This is a genomic window from Aeromonas sp. OTU364 (assembly GCF_038440395.1).
GTDB lineage: Bacteria > Pseudomonadota > Gammaproteobacteria > Enterobacterales > Aeromonadaceae > Aeromonas.
The window spans coordinates 79,607-101,300 of sequence record NZ_JASATR010000006.1 but is presented as its reverse complement, the minus strand read 5'-3'; the positions used below and the strand labels follow the sequence as shown (position 1 = coordinate 101,300).

Genomic DNA, 21,694 nt, shown 5'->3' with positions numbered 1-21,694 from the left:
TTGCTCCTTAAAAAAGCCCCGGCAACTGGCCGGGGCTTTTGGGGTTATGCCGAGGTTCGGCAATTCAACTGGAGCAGGTTCAACTCTCGCAAGGCCACCGAGAACTTGGCGAACTCGTGGGTGCTCGTGGTCTTGAAGTCGGCCAACATATGGGTCCAACGGGACAAGAGTTGCTCATGCTCCGAAATCCAGTCGGCCAGTATGGTAGCGCATTCTCCCTGCTCTTTGCACCCTTCCAGTACCACTGAGGTGAGGCTGCGTTGCTGCCAGTCCAGATCCTCGCGGAAGGAGGCCCGGGCCATCGCCTGCCAGTGGTTGCCCACCGGCTGATGGTTGATCTGCTCGAGGAACCAGTGCAGATCCAGCTTGGCACCGAGGCGGTAGTAGACATTGGCGGCGCGCAGTATGTCGGTCTTGTGCTCCGCGGCAATCTGGGCCAGATCCAGGCTGGAGAAGAGGCTGCTCATGTGAGCCACCTGACGGGCGATGGCTTCCGGTACCTGTTTGGCCACCAGGGCGGCGACGGCCTGGCGATGCTCGGCCACTTCGCTCTCGTCCATCACCTCGTAGAGGTGCTCCCCCAGGGTCTCGAAGGCCGGGCGGAAGAAGGCGATGTTCTCGCCGATGCTCCAGCTGCGGTTGCGGGCACGCAGGAACCAGCGAGTGGCGCGGCGCACTATGCGGCGGCTGTAGAACATCAGCTCGAGCTGGGTGTTGGCGTCCACCAGGTTGTCACACCCTTCGATCTCGCGCCACAGGGTACCCAGACCGAACACCTCCCGGGCCATGGCGAAGCAGCAAGCCACTTCGGCCACAGAGGCACCGGTCTCGTCCTTCATCCGGCTGGCGAAGTTGAGCCCCATGTCGTTGACCAGCATGTTGGCCACCCGGGTCGCGATGATTTCGCCCCGCAGCGGGTGCTGAGCCAGCTCGGCACCGAACTGCTGCTGCAACTGGGCCGGGAAGCTGGTGACCAGCATGTTGGCGAGGAAGGGCTCCTCGGTCACTTCCGGGCAGTTGAGCTGCTCTTTCAGTACCATCTTGCCGTAGGCCACCAGCACCGCCAGCTCGGGACGGGTCAGCCCCTGCCCTGCCGCCATCCGCTCGGAGAGCTCCTCGTCGGAGGGCAGGAACTCCAGCGCACGGTCCAGCTTGCCTTCCCGCTCCAGTCCCTGGATGAAGCGTTGCTGCTCTTTCAACTGCTCGGCACCACGGAAGGCGGTGACCGAGATGGACTGGGACTGGCGATAGGCGTTGGTGATGACGATCTGGGCCACGTCGTCCGTCATCTCGTACAGCATCTGGTTGCGCTGCTTGAGGGTCATGTCACCTGCGGCCACCAGCTGGTTCAGCAGTATCTTGATGTTGACCTCGTTGTCGGAGCAATCCACCCCGCCCACGTTGTCGGTGAAGTCGGTGTTGATGTGACCGCCCTGGCTGGCGTACTCCACCCGGCCAAGCTGGGTGAAGCCGAGGTTGCCGCCCTCGCCCACGATGCGGGCACGCAAGTCACGGCCATTGACCCGCAGCACGTCGTTGCTGCGATCCCCCACGTCGGCGTCGCTCTCGCGGGCGCTCTTCACATAGGTGCCGATGCCGCCGTTCCAGAGCAGGTCCACGTTGAGGCAGAGCAGCGCCTTGATCAGCTCGTTCGGGGCCATGCTGGCCTTGTCGGTGCCGAGCAGGGTCTGAATTTGCGGGCTCAGCTTGATGGACTTGGCGGAGCGCAGGAAGATGCCGCCCCCTGCCGAGATGAGCTCCCGGTTGTAGTCATCCCAGCTCGAACCCGGCAGCTCGAACAGGCGCTTACGCTCGACGAAGCTCCTGGCCGCATCGGGAGTCGGGTCGATGAAGATGTGCATGTGGTTGAAGGCGCCCACCAGCTGGGTGTGCTCGGAGAGCAGCATGCCGTTGCCAAACACGTCGCCGGCCATGTCACCTATCCCCACGCAGGTGAAGTCGGTGGTCTGGCAGTTGACGCCGATCTCGCGGAAGTGACGCTTGACCGATTCCCAGGCGCCGCGCGCCGTGATGCCCATCTTCTTGTGGTCATAACCGACCGAGCCGCCGGAGGCGAAGGCATCGCCCAGCCAGTGGCCGTATTCCTGGCTTATCTCGTTGGCGATGTCGGAGAAGGTGGCGGTGCCCTTGTCGGCCGCCACGACCAGGTAATAGTCATCCTCGTCGTGACGCACCACGGATTTGGGCGGGATCACCTCTCCCTTGATGATGTTGTCGGTGACATCGAGCAGGCCGCGAATGAACAGGCGATAGCAGGCCTTGCCCTCTTCCTGGATGACGGCACGGGGCGCCCCCGCCGGCATCTGCTTGCAATAGAAGCCGCCCTTGGCGCCGACCGGCACTATGACGGTGTTCTTCACCTGCTGCGCCTTGACCAGACCCAGCACCTCGGTGCGGAAGTCTTCCTTGCGATCGGACCAGCGCAGGCCGCCACGGGCCACCTTGCCCCAGCGCAGATGCACCCCTTCCACCCGCGGCGAGTAGACGAAGATCTCGAATTTCGGCAGCGGCAGCGGCATGTCGGTGATGCTGGAGGGGGCCAGCTTGAAGGAGATGTAGGGCTTGGCCTGACCCTCCTGATCCGGCTGGTAGTAGTTGGTGCGCAGGGTGGCGTCGATCATCTCCATGTAGCGGCGGATGATGCGATCGTCGTCCAGGTTGGCCACCTGATCCAGCTTGGCGGCGAGCTGCTCGTGCAGCTTGGCCTGTACCTTGGCATCCTGCTTGATGGCGGGATTGAGGCGCTGCTCGAACAGGGTGAACAGCAGCTCTGCGATGTCGGGGTAACGGGTGAGCGTCTCCTCGATATAGGACTGGCTGAAGGAGACGCCGGTCTGGCGCATGTATTTCGCATAGGCGCGCAGCACAGAGACCTGACGACCGGTGAGGCCGGCCCCCAGCACCAGACGGTTGAAGCCGTCATCTTCCAGGGTCTTGTTCCAGATGGCGGCGAAGGCCTGCTGGAAGCGCTGCTGGCTCTGGGCCAGATCGAATGGCTGATCGCCGCGCAGCAGCATGGAGAAGTCGAGGATCCAGAAGATCTCGCCGCTCGGGGTCCGTACCTGATAGGGCGTCTCGCCGATGACGCGCAGCCCCATGTTTTCCAGCATGGGCAAGACGTCTGAGAGGTGGATGGGCTCGGTGCGGTGGAACAGCTTGAGGCGCACCCGGCGATCGTTCTCTTCTTCCTGGGCGCGGTAGAACAGCATGCCGAGCGGCTCGGCTTCACTCAGGCCATCGAGGGCCATGATGTCAGCCACGGCAGAGCCCGGCAGCACGTCTTCCTTGTAGGCGCGGGGGAAGGCGGTGCTGAAACGGCGGCGCAGTTCATTGCCACGGGCCTCCCCATAATGGGAGAGCAGCACGGAATCCAGGCGGTCATCCCAGCTGCGGGCCGCTTCAATCAGGTTGTTCTGTACTTCGTTCACATCCACATCCACGTTGTTGTTGTTGACCCGCACTATGTAGTGGGTCCGAGCCAGCACGCCTTCGGTGAAGTAGACGTTGAACTCCACCTCTTCGCTGCTGCCAAAATACTTCTGCAAGATCTGCTGGGTCTTGACTCGCAGCGCCGTGTTGTAGCGCTCCTTGGTGACATAGACCATGCAGGAGAAGAAGCGGCCGTAGACATCCCGGCGCACGAACAGGCGCAGCATGTCGCGCTCCTGCATCTCCAGCACCCCAAGACCTGTGGCCAGCAGCTCCTCTTCCCGGGCCTGGATCAGCTCGTCGCGGGGATAGGTCTCCAGCACGTTGAGCAGCGCCTTGTAGGCGTGGGAGCCCTTCTCGTGACCGGAGGCGGCCATGATGCGCTCGAGGCGGTGGCTGATGAGGGGGATCTGGGTGGCGCTGGTGTTGTAGATGGAGGAGGCGTAGAGACCGATGAAGCGATCTTCCCCCACCACCTTGCCGTGTTCGTCGAAGCGCTTGATGCCGATGTAGTCCACATAGGCCGGGCGGTGTACCCGGGACTTAGCGTTGGACTTGGTGAGGATCAGCAAATCGGAGCTCAGGGCGGCGTGACGGGCGCTGGCGGGCATGTTGCCAAGGCGTTGCCCCTCGTCCTTGATGGAATTCTTCATCAGCCCCAGGCTGGAGTCCGGCAGCGGCAGGATCTCGTGATCCCCCTCCACCGCCTTGACGTCATAACGGCGATAGCCCATCAGGGTGAAGTTGTGGGCGGCGACCCATTTCAGGAAGGCGACACAGGAGTCGACGTCTGCCTGGCTGACCGGGTTCTTGCGCTTGGGCAGCTCCTCGATGATCTCGTTGAGGCGACCCAGCATGGGCTGCCAGTCCCCGACCGCCAGGGCCACTTCCCTCGCCACCGAGTTGAGCTCGGCGGTCAGGGCATCCATCTGTTCCTCATCCGTCAGATGATCGATCTCGATGAGGAAGGCGGTCTCGACCGAGGTCTGGGAGGCCGTGTTGTCGAGATCCAGGATGGCGCCTATCTTGCCATCGCCGCCGCGAATGAGGTGTAGCGGCTGGTGCAGCATCATGTGGGCCGTGATACCCCGGCGCTTGAGCGCCATGCGGATGGAGTCCACCAGGAAGGGAGAGTCCTGCAGGATGATCTCGACGATGGTATGGGGAGACTGCCATCCGTGGCGGGTCAGCTCGGGGTTGTAGACCCGGATATAGGGCTCTGTGCTGGTGCGCTGGTTGAGCGCATTCCACAGGCTGAGCGCCGCCCCGTAGAGATCGCTGTCATTGCGATCGTGCAGGTCGGTGCTCGCCATGTTGCCGTAGAACTTGGCGACGAAGCACTCGACCAGGGAGGCACTGTTCTTGGGCAATTTCTGATGGATCAGGCTGAGAACGTTTTCGAGCAGAACTGAGGTAGGGGCGTCTTTCAATGCCATTGCTAGTTTCCTTATCGGACGACATCACAGACACGGCGACATCCACCCAGGATGCGCGCCGGTACAGAGTTGCTGCGAAGTGTAATGACTTGGATCGCGGAAGGCGAGCAAAGGTGATAACGGGATGTTAAAAACAAGGGGCAGATCACGGCTTGGGTTGTGATAAATTTTGCCAAGTCGCTAAAATTTAGAAAATCGCACTGGTTGTAAGGCAATTTACCGGATAGATAGTGACTTAAAGCAGATATTTACCCGGAATATTGTTCATGTTTTGTTAATTTATGCGTTTTGGGCTGACGGGGCGCTCATCCTCCTGTATTTGGCGCCGCAAGCAGGCGTATTCCCCTCTACAGGAGGCTTACACCAGGGGATCGACTACGGAAAGCTACCCTTTCGAGACAGAGGCCACCGGGATGAGCCGAGAAGGGCCCGCTCTCTTCGACTCGCCTCAGGCGAGCCTCTCCAGGCGAACAAAGCGGTGATCTTCCTGGGTAACCAGCCGAAAGTGACCGTGTACCCCGTTGACGCTGACGAAGGAGCGGATCTTTTCCAGGCCCAGCTCTATGGTCAACCCCTGCTCGGTGCGCACCACCAGGCGTCTGGCCTGGCCCTGGTACATCAGCATGATCTCGTCGCGGCTGAGGGCCAGCCGAAAGGTGTACTGCCTCATTCCCCCTCCTCTTGATGAAAAACGGGCAGGAGAGCCTGACTCCCCTGCCCGTGACCGGCACCCTTACTGCGCCAGTGCCTTGCTTACCTTCTCGAACAGATCCCGCGCCAGCCCCTCGAGGTTGGCCAGACGGGTCAGCTCGGCCCGGACGAACGCCTTGCGCCCCTCATCCAGTCGCTTGAACTGGATGAGGGGGGTGATGAGGCGGGACGCCACCTGGGGATTGACCTCGTTGAGCGTGATCAAGAGATCGGTCAGGAAGCGATAGCCGCTGCCATCCACCGCGTGGAACTGCACCTGGTTGTTCATGGCGAAGCTGCCGATGAGCGCCCGCAGCCGGTTCGGGTTGCGGATGCTGAAGGTGGGGTGGCTCATCGCCTGTTTCACCTCATCCAGCACGTCGGCGGCAGGCTTGCAGCCCACCAGGCGCAGCCAGTTGTCCAGCACCAGGCCGTCATGGGCCCACTTGCCCTCAAAATCGGCCAGCAGCGCGGCGCGGCACGGCAGCAGATAGCCGTTGGCCACCTGCAGCGCCGCCAGGGTGTCGGTCATGTTGTCGGCGGTGGCATACTGCTCGCGCACCAGTGCATCGGCCTGCTCCGCATCCAGCGCCGCCAGATAGCCGAGTACCACCCCCTTGAGGGCGCGCTTGGCGGTGTCGGCATGGATCACCCTGTACCCCGTCAGCCGCAGGCTCTCATAGGTAGCCGCCAGACGCGCGCCGAAGGCCTCGGCGAGCTGGCCATGGATGGCATCACGCACCCGATGGATGGCATCGATATCGGCCACCTCGAACAGCTCGGCCAGGGTCGCCTCACCGGGCAGCGCCAGGATCTCCGCCTTGAGGGCCGAGTCCAGCTCGGCCTCGTCCAGAATGGCGACGAAGGCCGCCAGCAGGGTTGGGGAGAGCGCAACCCCCTGCCCTTGCTGCACCCGTGCCACCCCGTCGATGACCGCCTTGTTGATCAGCATCTGGGCCGCATCCCAGCGGGCAAACTCGTTGCGGGCATGGCGCATCAGGAAGGCCAGGGCCTCGTCGCTGTAGTCATAGTGCAGCTTGACCGGGGCGGAGAAGTCCCGCAGCAGGGAGGGCACCGGCTTGACCTGCACCCGATCGAACAGGAAGGTCTGCTCTTCTTCCAGCACGTCGAGCACGTTGCCGATGGCCTTGCCCTGGTACTGCAGCGCAATGACGTCACCCTGCTCGTCATAGAGTTCGATGTCGAGGGGGATATGCAGCGGCAATTTTTGCGGCTGATCCTGGGTCGGCGGCGTGTGCTGGCGCACGTGCAGGCGATAGACGCCGCTTTCGGCATCGTAGTCGTCGGTCACGGTCAGCTCGGGAGTGCCGGACTGGCTGTACCAGCGGCGGAAACGGCCGAGATCGACCCCGGAGGCATCCTCCATCGCCTGCACGAAGTCATCGCAGGTGGCGGCCGAGCCGTCGTGACGCTCGAAGTAGACGCGCATGCCGGCCTGGAACTTATCCTCCCCCAGCAGGGTGTGCAGCATGCGGATCACTTCCGAACCCTTCTCGTAGACGGTCAGGGTGTAGAAGTTGTTCATCTCTATCACCACATCCGGGCGAATGGGGTGAGCCATGGGGCCGGCATCTTCGGCAAACTGCGGACCGCGCACGGTGCGCACGTTGTTGATGCGGTTGACGCCGCGTGAGCCCAGATCCGAGGAGAACTCCTGATCCCGGAACACCGTCAGCCCCTCTTTGAGGCTGAGCTGGAACCAGTCGCGGCAGGTGACACGGTTGCCGGTCCAGTTGTGGAAGTATTCGTGGGCGATGACCCGCTCTATGCCGTGGTAGTCGCCGTCGGTGGCGGTGGCCGGGTTGGCCAGCACGAACTTGGAGTTGAAGATGTTGAGCCCCTTGTTCTCCATGGCGCCCATGTTGAAGAAGTCCACCGCGACGATCATGTAGATGTCGAGGTCATACTCGAGGCCAAAACGCTGCTCGTCCCAGCGCATGGCGTTGATGAGGCTCTCCATGGCGAAACCGGCTCTGTCCAGGTTGCCCTTGTCGACGAAGATCTCCAGGGCCACCTTGCGGCCGCTTTGGGTGGTGTAGCTACCCCGCTCCACGTCGAAGTCGCCGGCCACCAGGGCAAAGAGGTAGCTCGGCTTGGGGAAGGGATCCTGCCACTGCACGAAGTGGCGACCGCCGTCCAGCTCGCCGCTCGCAACCTTGTTGCCGTTGGAGAGCAGATAGGGGTATTTGGCTTTGTCGGCGGTGATCCGGGTGCTGTAACGGGCCAGGATGTCGGGCCTGTCCAGGTAATAGGTGATGCGGCGAAAGCCCTCCGCCTCACACTGGGTGCAGTAGGCATCGCCGGACTTGTAGAGCCCCTCCAGCGCCGTGTTGGCGGCGGGATCCAGATCCGTGACTATGGTCAGCACGCACTCGGCGGGCAGGTTGAACAGGGTCAGGCTGCTCTCCCCCAGCTCGAACCGGGTGAAGGGGACGCCGTCCACGCTGACGCTGTGCAAGACCAATCCTTCCCCGTCCAGCACCAGGGGCTCGTTGTGCTCGCCGCTGCGACGCAGCCGGGAGATGGCGGTCACCCGGGTCAGGGGTTCCTGCAGCTGAAAATCGAGATCGATGCTGTCGATCCAGTAGAGGGGCGCCCGGTAATCCTGGCGATACTTGGCCGTCATGGCCTGGGAGTGATCGGTCATTATTGTCTGCTTCCACGCATTGTTATCAACGTGTCAGAGGCTGTCACAACGATCCCGCAGGGTCAAATAGTTTGCATTCAGCCAAAAGAGAGGGCGACCTGAGTCGCCCTTGCATTCATGTGGATGTCACCCTGGACATTCAGCCCTTGCTGAGTCTCGCCAGATCCGCCGTGATGTTCGCGGCTTCGATCTGATACTCGTCAGGGGCCTCGAAGTCGGCAGGCAGTTCATCCAGGCTCTTCACCGTCGGCTTGCCAAGGCGGGTCAGTCGCTCGTTGGCTCGCGCCAGCGCCTTCTCGTCCTGCTTGGCCTGATCCGCCAGTCGCTCGGCTTCGTTCAGGGAGACCGACTTCTTGTCCTTGTCCTCCTGATACTCCTTGATGTCCTGCATCACGTAGGCAAATTCAGGATCCTTGGCGATCCGCGCCTCGTGAGCCGACTTCAACCTGGGCAGCAGACTGGAGAAGTCCCCCAGCTTGTCGTAACTGGCCGAAGCTATCTTGTCCCAGGGCAGGGCGTTGAACTCCCGGCTCTCCCCGGTCTCGTCCGGCGAGACGGCGGTCGGGAAGTCGATGTCCGGCGCCACCCCCTTGTTCTGGGTGCTGCCGCCATCAATCCGGTAGAACTTGGCGATGGTGTACTGCACGTGACCCAGCGGCTGCTCGTAGAAGTCGTAGACCTTGGCGAGGCTGCGATGCTGCTGCACCGTGCCCTTGCCGAACGAGTTCTCGCCGAGGATCAGGGCGCGGCCGTAATCCTGCATGGCGGCGGCGAAGATCTCGGAGGCCGAGGCGCTGTAGCGGTCGATCATCACCGACATGGGGCCGCCATAGTAGACGTTGCCGTCATCGTCACCGTTGACGGTGATACGACCCATGTGATCACGAATTTGCACCACGGGACCGCTGGCGAAGAAGAGGCCGCTCAGGGCGGAGGCTTCCGTCAGGGCACCGCCGCCGTTGCCGCGCAGGTCGACGATGAGACCATCGATCTTCTGCTTGTTGAGGCTGGAGAGCTCCTTGATGACGTCGTCATGGAGATTGACGTAGAAGCTCGGGATCTCGAGTACCCCAATCTTCTTGCCTTCGGCGTCGATCACCTTTGACTTGGCGGCCCTGTCTTCCAGGCGCACCTTGTCGCGGGTCAACTCCACCAGCTCGGTCTTGGCGGTCGCGCCCTTGCCGCGCTGGATCTCCAGCTTCACCTTGCTGCCCTTGGGTCCCTTGATGAGTTCGACCACGTCATCGAGACGCCAGCCGATCACATCGACGATCTTGCCATCGTCCTGCCCTACCCCGGTGATCTTGTCATCGGGTTTGAGGTGGTTGGACTTGGCCGCCGGGCCGCCGGGCACCAGGGAGCGGATGACGGTGAAGTCATCTTCCGCCTGCAGCACGGCACCTATGCCCTCCAGCGAGAGGTTCATCTCGGTGTTGAAGCGATCGGCGCTGCGCGGCGAGAGGTAGCTGGTGTGGGGCTCGATGGCACGGGCGAAGGAGTTCATGAAGAGCTGGAACACATCCTCGCTCTCGGTCTGGGACATCCGCTTGATGGCGTTGTTGTAACGCTTGCCAAGCAGCTCCTTGATCTCGGGCCACTCCTTGCCGCTGAGCTTGAGGCTCAGGGCATCGAACTTGACCCGTTGACGCCACAGCTCGTTGAGCTCGGCCTCGTCTTTGGGCCAGGGAGCCCCTTCCCGATCGAAGATGTAATTGTCAGGCTGGGTGAAATCCAGGGGAGTGTCGAGCAGTTTGAGGGCGTATTCGAACCGCTCGTAACGCCGCTGCTGACTCAGGTTGAACATCTCGTAGGCCGGAGCCAGACGCCCTCTCTCGAGGTCGGTGTCAAAACCGGTACGGTACTTTTCAAAACGGCTGATGTCAGAGGCCAGAAACAGGTTGCGGCTGTAGTCCAGATTCTCCAGATATTTGTCAAATATCACGGAGGAAAAGGCATCGTCCAACTTGAACTGTTTGTAGTGAGAGCGGGTAAACAGATTGGCAATTCGCTTGCTGGCCGTAGCATGTTGGCTCTCCTGAGCCAACACAGGCAAATCACTTTCCTTGAGCACCGGCTCGATGGCCTGTGCGAGCCCGGCGAGCGCCAGGCTACAGGCAACGAGGGAAAAACGAATCACGCCATGCTTCAACATTCGTCTCCTTAGAGAACCAGATGCTCGAACTTGACCCGCAACATCATGCCGGTCTGCAATTGAACCTGTACGTCATCCTTGGTCACTTCCTTGATGGTCGCAGGCACGGGAGACTTGCCCAGCACGACGCGCACGCCTTGATCCACTTTCAGGGTGGCGGCATCCACTTTGACCAGGGGAGCATCGGCTACAGGCGCGGCCTTGGGGGCGGACCTGGGCTTGTCGGAGCGAGGAGCATCGGCCTTGCGCGGCGCGTTGCGGCGCGGCTGCTTGGGCTTGTCTTCCTTCTCCTTGGTGTTGGTGCGGCGGCTGGCAAAGACACGCTCTTTGCTCTCCTTGAGGGCCTGTTTGGCATGTTCGATGTGCTCTTCGGTCAGCAGCTCACCGGGGTTGCCATCCAGATCGACACGGGCCTGGCCAGCCTTGAGGCCATGCAGGTAACGCCAGCTGGAGGTGTATTGACGCAGAGCAGAGCGCAGCATGGTCTTGGAGACTCTCTCGTCATCAGCAAGACGCGCGGCCAGATCCTGGAAGATGCCAATCTTGAGTGGCTTGGCCTCTCCTTCAGCGATGAAGCAGGCCGGGAATTTCTCGACCAGGTAGGCAACGATCTCTTTACTGTTCTTCAGCTTTTCAGTGTTTTCCATGTATAACCTTGGCTTTCATATAGACGCACGGGCATGCCCGAACACAACAAAGGCCCTATTATAGAGAGCTTGGGACCTTTTGCGAACCATCTAGCAATGACTTAGAGCATGCTTTCCAAAATTTGCACCGTTTCTTCGAGGCCAATCCGGTCCTCCTGGTCGAAACGGTTAAAAATCGGACTATCCACGTCCAGCACCCCGATGATCTCACCACCGCGACGCAGCGGAATCACGATTTCCGAATTGCTGGCGCCGTCGCAGGCGATGTGACCCGTGAACTGGTGTACGTCGTCCACCAGCTGGGTCTTGCCCTCGGCCACCGCCGTGCCGCAGACGCCGCGGCCCACCGGAATGCGCACGCAGGCCGGCTTGCCCTGGAAGGGGCCGAGCACCAGGGTCTCCCCTTGCAACAGATAAAAACCGACCCAGTTGATGTCGGCCAGCTCCTGATTGAGCAGGGCAGACAAGTTCGCCAGGTTGGCAATCAGGTCGGGTTCACCCTCCAGCAGCGCCTGGGCCTGTTGGTTGAGGGTGCGATAAAATGCTTGTTTTTCAATCATGATTAAATGAACTTCACTCCTTGATAATGAATGCAAGGTACCGACCTGCCTGAAAAATTCAAATCAAATTTCACTTCTCCCCCCTCCTGGGCCGCAAACGGCAGCCTGCTGTCAGGGGGAAACCCCCAGCGCCAGTTGCTGGCGCTGGCCATTGCTCCACTCGATATTGAGCAGCCACTCCATGGCATCTGTGGTGCAACTTCCTACCTGAGCGGCCCCCTGCCAGCCCCCCTCCTTCGCCTCGAGCTGCACCGGGATGACCCCCATGAACATGGTCCTGCCCTCCAGCCAGGCCTTGATGGGGGTGATGGCGGGGGAGCCCCCCTGAAGGCGCAACACAAAGTCATGTTCAGGACGGATCGGCAAGCCGTCTATGCTGGCCGTCAGGGGCTTGTCACCGACCAGAAGGGAACAGCTGCTGTGGGACAGATCACAAATCTGATCATTTGTTCCCGTCGCCTCCCCGCCCGGCGGGGCCGAAAACCAGGTTCGATAGGCCATCAGGGAGAGCAAAATGGCCAACACCATGGTCAAGTGCACGATTTTGCGTGAAGTGAGTCTCTCTTTCATGAAAAAACAGCCCTGTAAGGTACTTTAAAAATGCGATTTTCGTGATCTCGCGCAAGGTAAAAAACCAGATAGCGCGGGACCCGCTGGAGCCAAATATATCACTGTTTGTACTGTTATTTTACCGGTCAGTTCAGTATCATTCTCAATGAATTTTCATTTAACCACCTTTTGCTTTTCCTTTTATTAACAGATGTTAACGGGAGGATTTGGCAAATCAGGGGTGAAAATGGCCCCGATTACCGGGCGAAAAACAAACAACAGCATCGGAAGCGGAATACAACGATGAGCCATACAACAAACCACCCTGAGTACAACTACACCGTTGTGCGCCAGTTCACCGTCATGACGATTGTCTGGGGAATTGTCGGTATGTCGGTTGGTGTACTGATCGCAGCCCAGTTGATCTGGCCTGCCCTCAACTTTGATACCCCCTGGCTGACCTACAGCCGCCTGCGTCCCCTGCACACCAACGCGGTCATCTTCGCGTTTGGCTGCAGCGCGCTGATGGCCACCTCCTTCTACGTGGTACAGCGCACCTGTCAGGTCAGGCTGTTTGGCGGCCCACTCGCCTCCTTCGTGTTCTGGGGCTGGCAGGCGATCATCCTCGCCGCCGCCATCACGCTGCCACTGGGATACACCACTTCCAAGGAGTATGCCGAGCTGGAGTGGCCCATCGACATCGCCATCGCCGTGGTCTGGGTGAGCTATGCCATCGTCTTCTTCGGCACCCTGGTCAAGCGCACCACCTCCCACATCTATGTGGCGAACTGGTTCTTCGGGGCCTTCATCATCACGGTGGCGGTGCTGCACATCGTCAACAACATGGAAGTGCCGCTCTCGGGCATGAAGTCCTACTCCATGTACTCAGGTGCCATGGATGCCATGGTGCAGTGGTGGTATGGCCACAACGCGGTCGGCTTCCTGCTCACCGCCGGCTTCCTCGGCATGATGTACTACTTCGTACCCAAGCAGGCGGGGCGTCCGGTCTACTCCTACCGCCTCTCCATAGTGCACTTCTGGGCGCTGATCTCCCTCTACATCTGGGCAGGCCCGCACCATCTGCACTACACCGCCCTGCCCGACTGGGCCCAATCGCTCGGCATGGTGATGTCCCTCATCCTGTTCGTCCCCTCCTGGGGCGGCATGATCAACGGCATCATGACCCTGTCCGGTGCCTGGCACAAGTTGCGCTATGACCCCATACTGCGCTTCCTGATCGTCTCCCTGTCGTTCTACGGCATGTCCACCTTCGAAGGCCCCATGATGGCCATCAAGACGGTCAACGCCCTCTCCCACTACACCGACTGGACCATAGGTCACGTCCACTCCGGTGCCCTGGGCTGGGTTGCCATGGTCTCTATCGGCGCCGTGTATCACCTGATCCCGAACCTGTTCGATCAGGGCCGCATGTACAGCATCCGCCTGATCAACGTCCACTTCTGGCTGGCGACCGTGGGCACAGTGCTCTACATCGTCTCCATGTGGATTTCCGGGGTGATGCAGGGTCTGATGTGGCGTGCGGTCAACGATGACGGCACCCTGACCTACAGCTTCGTGGAGGCGCTGCAAGCTTCCTATCCCTTCTACTTCGTGCGCTTCCTGGGTGGCTGCTTCTTCGTCACCGGCATGCTGCTGATGGCTTACAACGCCTATCGCACCGTCACTGCGCCCAAGGGTTCCCTGGAACCCGTCGCACAGCCAGCCTGATCTGAAGGGGTTTAAAGCATGAGCAACAACAACCGTCACGAAATTTTTGAAAAGAGCGTCCCCATGCTGGTGATAGGCATTATCTTTGCCATCAGCCTGGGGGGCCTGGTCGAGATCACGCCGCTCTTCTTCCAGAAGCAGACCAACGAGCCGGTGGAGGGCCTCAAGGCCTACACCGCCCTGCAGATGGAAGGACGCGACATCTACATCCGCGAAGGCTGCACCGTCTGCCACAGCCAGATGATCCGCCCGTTCCGCGCCGAGACCGAGCGCTACGGTCACTACTCGGTCGCCGGTGAGAGCGTGTGGGAGCACCCCTTCCTGTGGGGCTCCAAGCGCACAGGTCCGGATCTGGCCCGGGTCGGCGGCCGCTACTCCGACGACTGGCATCGCGCCCACCTCATCAACCCGCGCGACGTGGTGCCGGAATCCAACATGCCCGCCTTCCCCTGGCTCGAGACCAACGTCCTGACCGGTGAACTGACCGGCAAGAAGCTGGCGCTGTTCCGGGATCACTTCGGGGTGCCCTATACCGATGCCGACATCGAGGGTGCGGCCGAGGCAGTCAAGGGCAAGACCGAGCTGGATGCCCTGGTGGCCTATCTGCAATCACTGGGTCATGCCCTGAAATAAGGAGTCGGGATATGGATTACGGCACATTTCGCGGCCTGTACACCCTGCTGCTGATGATCATCATGATCGGCATCATAGTCTGGGCATACAGCAAGCGCCGCAAGGCCTCCTTCGATGAGGCTGCCAACCTGGTCTTTGCCGATGACGAGCAACCCAGTGCTGATAACAAGAACGCAGGAGCGAAGCAATAATGAGCACTTTGTTTAGCATTTTTGTGACCGTCATAAGTCTGGGCACCATACTCGGCTGCTTCCTGCTGCTGATGTGGTGCATGAGGGACAAGATGGGGACCGAAGAGGGCAAGCCCATGGGGCACACCTTCGACGGCATAGAGGAGATCAACAACCCCCTGCCGAAGTGGTGGTCCTATATGTTCCTCTTCTTCATCGTCACCGGTCTCATCTACCTGCTCGCCTTCCCGGGTCTGGGCAACTTCAAGGGGTTGCTGGGCTGGCAGAGCTCCAACCAGGACGTCCGCTCCCTGGCAGAATCCAAGGCGGCGGCAGCCTCTGCCAAGGATGAAGGGCGCGCGGTGGAGTACGATCGGGAACTGGCCAAGGCCGACGAGGTCTATGGCGCGAAGTTCCGCGAGCTGACCTACCAGGCCGATGGCAAGAGCTACAAGGAGATCACCGAGATCGCCAAGGACCCGGAAGCCCTGAAGGTGGGTCAGCGTCTGTTCCTGCAGAACTGCTCCCAGTGCCACGGCTCCGATGCCCGCGGTGGTCGCGGTTTCCCGAACCTGACAGACAGCGAATGGCAATGGGGCGGCGCGCCCGACCAGATCAAGACCACCATCATGGGCGGTCGCCAGGGGGTCATGGCCGCCTGGGGCGAGATCCTGGGTCAGGACGGGGTAAAGGAAGTGGCCTCCTATGTGCTGAGCCTCTCCGGCCGCAAGGTGGATCTGGTGGAAGCCAAGAAGGGTGAGGCGCGCTTCGCCATGTGCGCCGCCTGTCACGGCCCGGATGCCAAGGGCGGCATCGCCTTCGGCGCGCCGGATCTCACCAACAACACCTGGTTGTACGGCGGCTCCCGTCAGGTGGTCGAGCAGACCATCACCCACGGGCGTCACGGCGTGATGCCGGCCTGGAAGGATATCCTGGGGGAAGACAAGGTCCACCTGCTGGCGTCCTATGTCTACAGTTTGTCCCACCAGGCGCAGTAAAATAAGCAGTAACATGTGATAAGCACGTGATTACTCAGCAAAAAGCCTCGACTCTTCGAGGCTTTTTGTTATCTTGTGTTGGCTAGAATCCCTCCATTTCGTTAACCATTTGTTTCGGTAGCACCATGACTCAACCCTGGTATCGCCAATTCTGGCCCTGGTTCATCATCGCCCTCCCCTGCGCCGCCGTGGTAGGCAGCATCGCCACCGCCATCATCGCCAGCAAGGATGGGGTCAACCTGGTGGCGGAAGACTATTACAAGCAGGGCAAGGAGATTAATCAGGATCTCAGCAAGTTCGATCGCGCCGAGGCCCTTGGCATCCGCGTCGAGCTCTCGGTCAGCGACAAGGAGCTGACCCTGAAGCCGCTGTCGGGGGAGATCCCCGCCGGTCAGGCGCTGCACCTCTCCCTGTTCCACCCGACCCTGGCCGGTCTGGACAGCGATCATCTGCTCACTGCCGATGGCAAGGGAGTCTATCGCCTGATGCTGGACAAGCCCCTCAGCGGCAAGTGGCACATCCGGGTCGATGCCTTCAACCACGAGTGGCGCCTGCAAGAGACGGCCCAGCTGCCGACCAAGGCCCCGGTGGAACTCGATCCCAGGGGACGCTGAGCCCGGGATGAGCGGCAGCGTTCATCCAGGCATGACGGCGTCCTCCCTTATCTCGCCCGCACGGGCAGCGTCCAAGAGGGTTAATGACCATGACCGGCTGTTTTCACTGTGGTGAACCGGTTCCCACTGGCAGTGACTTTACCCTGGAGATCAAGGGGATAGTGCAACCCATGTGCTGCCCTGGTTGCCAGGCCGTGGCACAGACCATTCTCGAATGCGGCCTTGCCAGTTACTACGAACACCGCACCGCCCCCGGCATCAAGGGGGAGCTGGTTCCCAGTGAGCTGGCGGCCCTCACCCACTACGATCTGGCCGAAGTGCAGCAGGAGTTTGTCACCGAGACCGGCACCCTGCGGGAGATCCAGCTCAGCGTGGAAGGGCTGACCTGCGCCGCCTGCGCCTGGCTCATCGAGCGCCACCTGATGGGGCTCGCGGGTCTTCACTATGTCAACGTCAACACCACCACCCACCGCGCCCGCATCAAGTGGGATCCGGACAGGCTCTCGTTAAGCGACATCCTCAAGGGATTCGCCAAGATTGGCTATCGCGCCTATCCGTTCCAGACCCACAGCCAGGAGGCCCTCTACGCCCGCGAGGTGCGCAGCTACATGTTCCGCATGGCGCTGGCCGGCCTCGGCTCCATGCAGGTGATGATGTGCGCGGTGGCGCTCTACATGGACCTCTTCATCAGCGTGGAAGAGGAGTTCATGATCTACTTCAAGTGGATAAGCCTGTTGCTCTCCACCCCCATCATGATCTACTCGGCCCAGCCATTTTACGCAGGGGCCTGGCGCAGCCTGAAACAGGGCCACCTCTCCATGGATGTCTCTGTGTCGCTGGCCCTCATCGGCGCCTTCGTCGCCTCCATCTGGGCCACCGTCTTCAACACGGGTGAGGTCTATTACGACTCCATCACCATGTTCGTCTTCTTCCTGCTGCTGGGGCGCCTGCTCGAGTTGAGGGCGAGGCGCAAGGCATCCGAGTCCAGCTCCAACCTGGCGCGCCTGGTGCCCATCATGGCCACCCGCATCGATGCAGATGGCGAACACGAGGTGGCCGCCAAGACGCTGCGGATGGGGGACAGGGTCCGGGTGCTGGCCGGGGCAACCCTGCCGGCAGACGGCATCATCACCCTGGGGCAGGCCAGCCTCAACGAAGCCATGCTGACCGGCGAGCAACTGCCCCTGCTCAAGCAGGCGGGGGATCCCGTCTTCGCCGGCACCATCAGCACGGATGCGCCGCTGGAGATCCGGGTCAGCCACCCCATCGAAGAGTCGCGCCTCGCCCAGATCATGCGGCTGCAGGACAGCGCGCTGGACGACAAACCCGCCATCGCCCAGCTGGCGGATGTGCTCTCCCGCCATTTCATCCTGGTGCTGCTGCTCATCGCCGCCGCGGTCTGGACCTTCTGGCACTTCCATTCCCCGGAGCGGGCCTTCTGGGTCACCCTGTCGGTGCTGGTGGCCACCTGCCCCTGCGCCCTGTCGCTGGCGACACCGACGGCGCTCACCTCGGCCACCGCCCACCTGACCCGCAGCGGCATACTGCTGCGCCGCGGCCACGTGCTGGACGTACTGACCCGGGCCAACCGCATCGTGATGGACAAGACCGGGACCCTGACCACGGGCAACATCAGCCTGGTGGGCGTCCAGCCCCTGGCGGAGCTTGGCGAAGACGAGTGCCTGGCCATCGCCCGCGCACTGGAAGCCTACTCAGAACACCCCATAGCCCGCGCGTTTCGCGGCAAGGGGGCAGACGATGCCGTGCTGCCGGCCGCCAGCGAAGTGACCCCCGTCATCGGCCACGGCATCCAGGGCAGGATAGCGGGCAGGCATTACCGCATCGGCAGTGCCCGCTGGCTCGGGCTGGCTGCTGAGCAGGAGGCGACCCAGGGGTTGTCCATCTATCTGGCCGACGAGACAGGGCCGCTGGCCCGCTTCACCCTGGCTGACACGCTGCGTGCGGATGCCGGTGCCCTGATCCAGGCCTTCAAGGCGGCCGGGCTGCAGACCACCATCCTCACCGGCGACAGCTCCCCTCAGGCCGACGCCGTGGCCCGTGAGCTCGGAGTCGATGAACTGGTGAAAGGGGTTACCCCCGATGGCAAGCTGGCCTACCTCAAGGCCCGGGAAGCGGCGGGAGAGATCAGCATCATGGTGGGGGATGGCATCAACGACGCCCCCGTGCTGGCCGGTGCCCATGCCTCCTTCGCCATGGCGGGCGGCACGGATCTGGCGAAAAACAGCGCCGACGCCATACTGCTGGCGGACGATCTCTCCCGTCTGCTGGCCGCCCGCGCCCTGGCGCTGCGCACCCGCAGGATCATCCAGGAGAACTTCGCCTGGTCCATCGGATACAACCTGCTGGTGCTGCCGCTTGCGGCCAGCGGCTGGCTGCCCCCCTATCTGGCGGCGGCGGGCATGTCGCTGAGCTCCCTCATAGTCGTCACCAACTCCATGCGCCTCAATCGATGAGGCTGCACTGGAAAATGCTGAAAATGTGGCCAGCCTCCGATGCAGGCCACATTTCTCGCCGATAGCGGCTGGCCCCCTGCCCGAACAGGGTTACCATGGGGGTCGATTGCCACGGATGAATGCCAAGGTAGCTCCCATGAACATCATTTTTGTCCTGATCCCCATCGCCATCCTGTTCGTCATCATCGCGGGGGCCGTCTTCTTCTGGGCCATTCGCTCGGAGCAGTTCGAGGATCTCGACCGCCAGGGCTCCAACATACTGTTTGACGAGGAGCAACCCGCCACCAAGGGCAAGGATCAGCCGAACGATGACAAGCAGCCTTGATCTGATGGGGGCCCTGCTGGTGGGACTGGCAGGCTCAGGCCACTGCATCGCCATGTGCGGCGGCGTCTCCGCCGCCCTCTCCATGGCCATCCCCGCCGGGAAGCAGCACTTCTGGGGGCGCCTTGGCTACCTGCTCAACTACAACCTGGGGCGGATCCTGAGCTATGTGCTGGCTGGCGCCCTGGTGGGCGGGCTGCTGGCCACCACCAGCGAGCTCGGGGCCGGCAAGCACGCCATCGCCGGCTTGCGCCTCGTTGCGGCCCTGCTGATGATAGCCCTGGGCCTCTATCTCGCGGGCTGGTGGCGGGGAGTGCTGTTGCTCGAGCGCATAGGTGCGAAGTTCTGGCCTCTTATCAAGCCGCTGGCCGGCAAGTTCATCCCCTTCAGGTCGGCCTGGCAGGCCCTCCCCTTTGGCATGGTGTGGGGCTGGCTGCCCTGCGGTCTGGTCTACTCCATGCTGACCTGGAGCGCGGCGGCAGGCTCCGCCGGGGGCGGCGCACTCATCATGCTGAGCTTTGGTCTTGGAACCCTGCCGACACTGTTCGCCCTGGGGGGGCTGGCAGACAGATTGCGCTACTGGCTGACCCTGCGCAGCCTGCGCCTCGGCGGTGCCTTGCTGCTCATTGCCTATGGCCTGCATACCCTCTGGATCGGGTTGGCATCCTTTTGAAACCCTATCCAAAACGGATGAGTTGGTGGTAAACTTGTTTGATATAAATCAATTATTCATATGAGCCTATGATCCCGGACAAGAAACCTGGCAGACGTATTCAGAGCGGTGGCTGTGCAATTCATTGCCAGGATTGCAGCATCAGTCAGCTCTGCATCCCCTTCACCCTGAACGACAGTGAGCTCGATCAGCTGGACAGCATCATCGAGCGCAAAAAGCCGATCCAGAAGGGCGAGGAATTGTTCAAGGCCGGCGATGAACTGAAATCGCTCTACGCCATCCGCTCCGGGACCATCAAGTCATACACCATCACCGAACAGGGTGACGAGCAGATCACCGCCTTCCACCTCGCAGGGGATCTGGTCGGTTTCGATGCCATCCACAAGCAGGCACACCCCTCCTTCGCCCAGGCGCTGGAAACCGCCATGGTGTGCGAGATCCCGTTCGATGTGCTCGACGATCTCTCCGGCAAGATGCCCAAGCTCCGCCAGCAGATCATGCGCCTGATGAGCAACGAGATCATGGGCGATCAGGAGATGATACTGCTGCTCTCCAAGAAGAATGCGGAAGAGCGCCTCGCCGCCTTCCTGCACAACCTCTCGGTACGTTTCTCCGAGCGCGGCTTCTCCGCCAAGGAGTTCCGTCTCTCCATGACCCGGGGTGACATCGGCAACTACCTCGGCCTCACCGTCGAGACCATCAGCCGCCTGCTCGGTCGTTTCCAGAAGTCCGGCCTCATCAGCGTCAAGGGCAAATACATTACAGTGCTGGATCACGTGGCCCTCGGCGTCATGGCCGGCGCCACTCGCCCAGCCTGCGGCTGATCACCCCTTTCCCCTCTGTTGCCGGATCGGTTCACCCTGAAATTTGATCCGGCACACCTTCCCGTCTCCCCCCTTGGGCTAAGCTGTAATGGCTAAAGAGTTGCCATCATTGGCGTTTTTGCCAAGGAGGAGAACATGGTCAAGTACCGAAACATTCTGGTGGTGATCAACCCGGAAGAGGAGCGCCAGATCGCGCTCGAACGCGCGGTCAAGGTCGCCGAGCTGGACGAGGGCGCCCAGCTGACCCTGCTCCTGACGATTTACGACTTCTCGTACGAGATGACCGCCATGCTGTCGGTGGATGAGCGGGAAGAGATGCGCCACGGCGTCATTGCCCAGCGCCGGGAGTGGCTGGACGAGATACTGCAACCCTATCGTGCCAGGGGCCTGGAGTGCGAGATCAAGGTGCTGTGGCACAATCGTCCCTTCGAGTGCGTCATCCAGGAAGTGCTGGAGCATCGCCACGATCTGGTGGTCAAGGCGACCCACAAGCACTCCTTCCTGCAAACCTTCATCTTCACCCCCACCGACTGGCACCTGCTGCGCAAATGCCCCTGCCCCGTCCTGCTGGTCAAGGAGGGTCACTGGCAGCGGGGCGGCAACATCATTGCCGCCATCAACTGCTCGAGTGACGATATGGAGCAGAAAGTCCTCAATGAGCGCATCACCCGCGAAGGGGTCGCCATCGCCGACTTGCTCGGCTCCAACCTCTATCTGGTCAACACCTATCCCGGCACGCCGGTGAATGTGGCCATCGAGCTGCCGGAGTTCGATCCCAACGCCTACAACGACGCCATCCGCAAGCATCACGAGGATCTGCTGCGAGAGCATGCCGATCAGTTCGGCATCAACCACATGTGGACCAAGGTGGCGGAAGGATTGCCGGAGGAGGTGCTGCCGGACATGGCGGACGAACTCAAGTCGACCCTGATGATCATGGGGTGTGTCGGTCGTACCGGTCTCTCCGCCGCCCTGCTCGGCAACACGGCAGAGCATGTGGTCGATCGGCTCAACTGCGACATCCTGATCCTCAAGCCCGATGATTACAGCTGCCCGGTAGATGACAGACGTCATCCTGCATAAGCGTTTCTTGCCCTCCCCCGGGA

The 21,694-nt window shown here is 61.4% G+C and carries 17 protein-coding genes; 10 read left to right on the top strand and 7 right to left on the bottom strand.

Annotated features, from left to right (window positions below):
- Positions 1–44: 44 nt before the first annotated feature.
- From AAHB08_RS08760 to AAHB08_RS08730, 7 genes are all read right to left on the bottom strand, one after another.
- Positions 45–4,886: an NAD-glutamate dehydrogenase gene (locus AAHB08_RS08760; protein ID WP_342058708.1), complete on the bottom strand. Its 4,842-nt coding sequence runs from the start codon at positions 4,884–4,886 to the stop codon at positions 45–47.
- A gap of 448 nt (positions 4,887–5,334) precedes the next feature.
- Positions 5,335–5,556, bottom strand: a complete 222-nt coding sequence (locus tag AAHB08_RS08755) for a DUF2835 family protein (RefSeq protein WP_139434462.1) — start codon at positions 5,554–5,556, stop codon at positions 5,335–5,337.
- Positions 5,557–5,619: 63 nt separating this feature from the next.
- A complete protein-coding gene (gene pepN, locus AAHB08_RS08750) occupies positions 5,620–8,244 on the bottom strand; it encodes an aminopeptidase N (RefSeq protein WP_342058707.1) in 2,625 nt (874 codons plus the stop codon).
- A 139-nt stretch (positions 8,245–8,383) separates the two neighbouring features.
- Positions 8,384–10,396: a carboxy terminal-processing peptidase gene (prc, locus tag AAHB08_RS08745; RefSeq protein ID WP_342058706.1), complete on the bottom strand. Its 2,013-nt coding sequence runs from the start codon at positions 10,394–10,396 to the stop codon at positions 8,384–8,386.
- Between the two features lie 8 nt (positions 10,397–10,404).
- Complete coding sequence (gene proQ, locus AAHB08_RS08740; protein ID WP_139434456.1) at positions 10,405–11,043, bottom strand: RNA chaperone ProQ; 639 nt, start codon at positions 11,041–11,043, stop codon at positions 10,405–10,407.
- A 101-nt stretch (positions 11,044–11,144) separates the two neighbouring features.
- Complete coding sequence (locus AAHB08_RS08735) at positions 11,145–11,603, bottom strand: GAF domain-containing protein (RefSeq protein WP_005329612.1); 459 nt, start codon at positions 11,601–11,603, stop codon at positions 11,145–11,147.
- Positions 11,604–11,714: 111 nt separating this feature from the next.
- Positions 11,715–12,173: a hypothetical protein gene (locus AAHB08_RS08730; RefSeq protein ID WP_342058705.1), complete on the bottom strand. Its 459-nt coding sequence runs from the start codon at positions 12,171–12,173 to the stop codon at positions 11,715–11,717.
- Positions 12,174–12,455: 282 nt separating this feature from the next.
- Between AAHB08_RS08730 and ccoN the strand changes: the two genes are divergently transcribed.
- The 10 genes from ccoN to uspE all read left to right on the top strand — a co-directional run bounded on the left by ccoN (position 12,456) and on the right by uspE (position 21,671).
- Entirely contained in the window at positions 12,456–13,880 is a 1,425-nt protein-coding gene (gene ccoN / locus AAHB08_RS08725) for a cytochrome-c oxidase, cbb3-type subunit I (RefSeq protein WP_106886751.1), read from the top strand.
- Positions 13,881–13,898: 18 nt separating this feature from the next.
- Positions 13,899–14,513 carry a cytochrome-c oxidase, cbb3-type subunit II gene (gene ccoO, locus AAHB08_RS08720; protein WP_106886750.1) on the top strand — a complete coding sequence of 205 codons (615 nt, stop codon included), beginning with the start codon at positions 13,899–13,901 and terminating at the stop codon, positions 14,511–14,513.
- A gap of 11 nt (positions 14,514–14,524) precedes the next feature.
- A complete protein-coding gene (locus AAHB08_RS08715; RefSeq protein WP_005329633.1) occupies positions 14,525–14,704 on the top strand; it encodes a cbb3-type cytochrome oxidase subunit 3 in 180 nt (59 codons plus the stop codon).
- Positions 14,704–15,681, top strand: coding sequence for a cytochrome-c oxidase, cbb3-type subunit III (gene ccoP, locus AAHB08_RS08710; protein WP_319913519.1), 978 nt, complete (start codon positions 14,704–14,706; stop codon positions 15,679–15,681). The genes AAHB08_RS08715 and ccoP overlap by 1 nt, the downstream gene beginning before the upstream one ends.
- Before the next feature lie 125 nt (positions 15,682–15,806).
- Positions 15,807–16,295, top strand: a complete 489-nt coding sequence (locus AAHB08_RS08705; RefSeq protein ID WP_139434448.1) for a FixH family protein — start codon at positions 15,807–15,809, stop codon at positions 16,293–16,295.
- Between the two features lie 89 nt (positions 16,296–16,384).
- Positions 16,385–18,769, top strand: a complete 2,385-nt coding sequence (locus AAHB08_RS08700) for a heavy metal translocating P-type ATPase (protein WP_342058704.1) — start codon at positions 16,385–16,387, stop codon at positions 18,767–18,769.
- A gap of 136 nt (positions 18,770–18,905) precedes the next feature.
- A complete protein-coding gene (gene ccoS / locus AAHB08_RS08695; RefSeq protein WP_342058703.1) occupies positions 18,906–19,094 on the top strand; it encodes a cbb3-type cytochrome oxidase assembly protein CcoS in 189 nt (62 codons plus the stop codon).
- Complete coding sequence (locus tag AAHB08_RS08690) at positions 19,078–19,764, top strand: sulfite exporter TauE/SafE family protein (RefSeq protein ID WP_342058702.1); 687 nt, start codon at positions 19,078–19,080, stop codon at positions 19,762–19,764. Before ccoS ends, AAHB08_RS08690 begins: the two co-directional genes overlap by 17 nt.
- A 68-nt stretch (positions 19,765–19,832) precedes the next feature.
- Complete coding sequence (locus tag AAHB08_RS08685; RefSeq protein ID WP_025327016.1) at positions 19,833–20,588, top strand: FNR family transcription factor; 756 nt, start codon at positions 19,833–19,835, stop codon at positions 20,586–20,588.
- Positions 20,589–20,723: 135 nt separating this feature from the next.
- Positions 20,724–21,671: a universal stress protein UspE gene (gene uspE, locus AAHB08_RS08680; protein ID WP_139434442.1), complete on the top strand. Its 948-nt coding sequence runs from the start codon at positions 20,724–20,726 to the stop codon at positions 21,669–21,671.
- The last annotated feature ends 23 nt before the right edge of the window (positions 21,672–21,694 follow it).

What these genes read in the sequence shown, in the direction of transcription:
- uspE (WP_139434442.1), top strand. Translation starts at nt 20,724, where the DNA reads ATGGTCAAGTACCGAAACATTCTGGTGGTGATCAACCCGGAAGAGGAG.
- AAHB08_RS08760 (WP_342058708.1), bottom strand. Translation starts at nt 4,886, where the DNA reads ATGGCATTGAAAGACGCCCCTACCTCAGTTCTGCTCGAAAACGTTCTC.
- pepN (WP_342058707.1), bottom strand. Translation starts at nt 8,244, where the DNA reads ATGACCGATCACTCCCAGGCCATGACGGCCAAGTATCGCCAGGATTAC.
- AAHB08_RS08690 (WP_342058702.1), top strand. Translation starts at nt 19,078, where the DNA reads ATGACAAGCAGCCTTGATCTGATGGGGGCCCTGCTGGTGGGACTGGCA.
- AAHB08_RS08685 (WP_025327016.1), top strand. Translation starts at nt 19,833, where the DNA reads ATGATCCCGGACAAGAAACCTGGCAGACGTATTCAGAGCGGTGGCTGT.
- ccoS (WP_342058703.1), top strand. Translation starts at nt 18,906, where the DNA reads ATGAACATCATTTTTGTCCTGATCCCCATCGCCATCCTGTTCGTCATC.
- ccoN (WP_106886751.1), top strand. Translation starts at nt 12,456, where the DNA reads ATGAGCCATACAACAAACCACCCTGAGTACAACTACACCGTTGTGCGC.
- ccoO (WP_106886750.1), top strand. Translation starts at nt 13,899, where the DNA reads ATGAGCAACAACAACCGTCACGAAATTTTTGAAAAGAGCGTCCCCATG.
- proQ (WP_139434456.1), bottom strand. Translation starts at nt 11,043, where the DNA reads ATGGAAAACACTGAAAAGCTGAAGAACAGTAAAGAGATCGTTGCCTAC.
- AAHB08_RS08715 (WP_005329633.1), top strand. Translation starts at nt 14,525, where the DNA reads ATGGATTACGGCACATTTCGCGGCCTGTACACCCTGCTGCTGATGATC.
- prc (WP_342058706.1), bottom strand. Translation starts at nt 10,396, where the DNA reads ATGTTGAAGCATGGCGTGATTCGTTTTTCCCTCGTTGCCTGTAGCCTG.
- AAHB08_RS08730 (WP_342058705.1), bottom strand. Translation starts at nt 12,173, where the DNA reads ATGAAAGAGAGACTCACTTCACGCAAAATCGTGCACTTGACCATGGTG.
- AAHB08_RS08735 (WP_005329612.1), bottom strand. Translation starts at nt 11,603, where the DNA reads ATGATTGAAAAACAAGCATTTTATCGCACCCTCAACCAACAGGCCCAG.
- AAHB08_RS08700 (WP_342058704.1), top strand. Translation starts at nt 16,385, where the DNA reads ATGACCGGCTGTTTTCACTGTGGTGAACCGGTTCCCACTGGCAGTGAC.
- AAHB08_RS08755 (WP_139434462.1), bottom strand. Translation starts at nt 5,556, where the DNA reads ATGAGGCAGTACACCTTTCGGCTGGCCCTCAGCCGCGACGAGATCATG.
- AAHB08_RS08705 (WP_139434448.1), top strand. Translation starts at nt 15,807, where the DNA reads ATGACTCAACCCTGGTATCGCCAATTCTGGCCCTGGTTCATCATCGCC.
- ccoP (WP_319913519.1), top strand. Translation starts at nt 14,704, where the DNA reads ATGAGCACTTTGTTTAGCATTTTTGTGACCGTCATAAGTCTGGGCACC.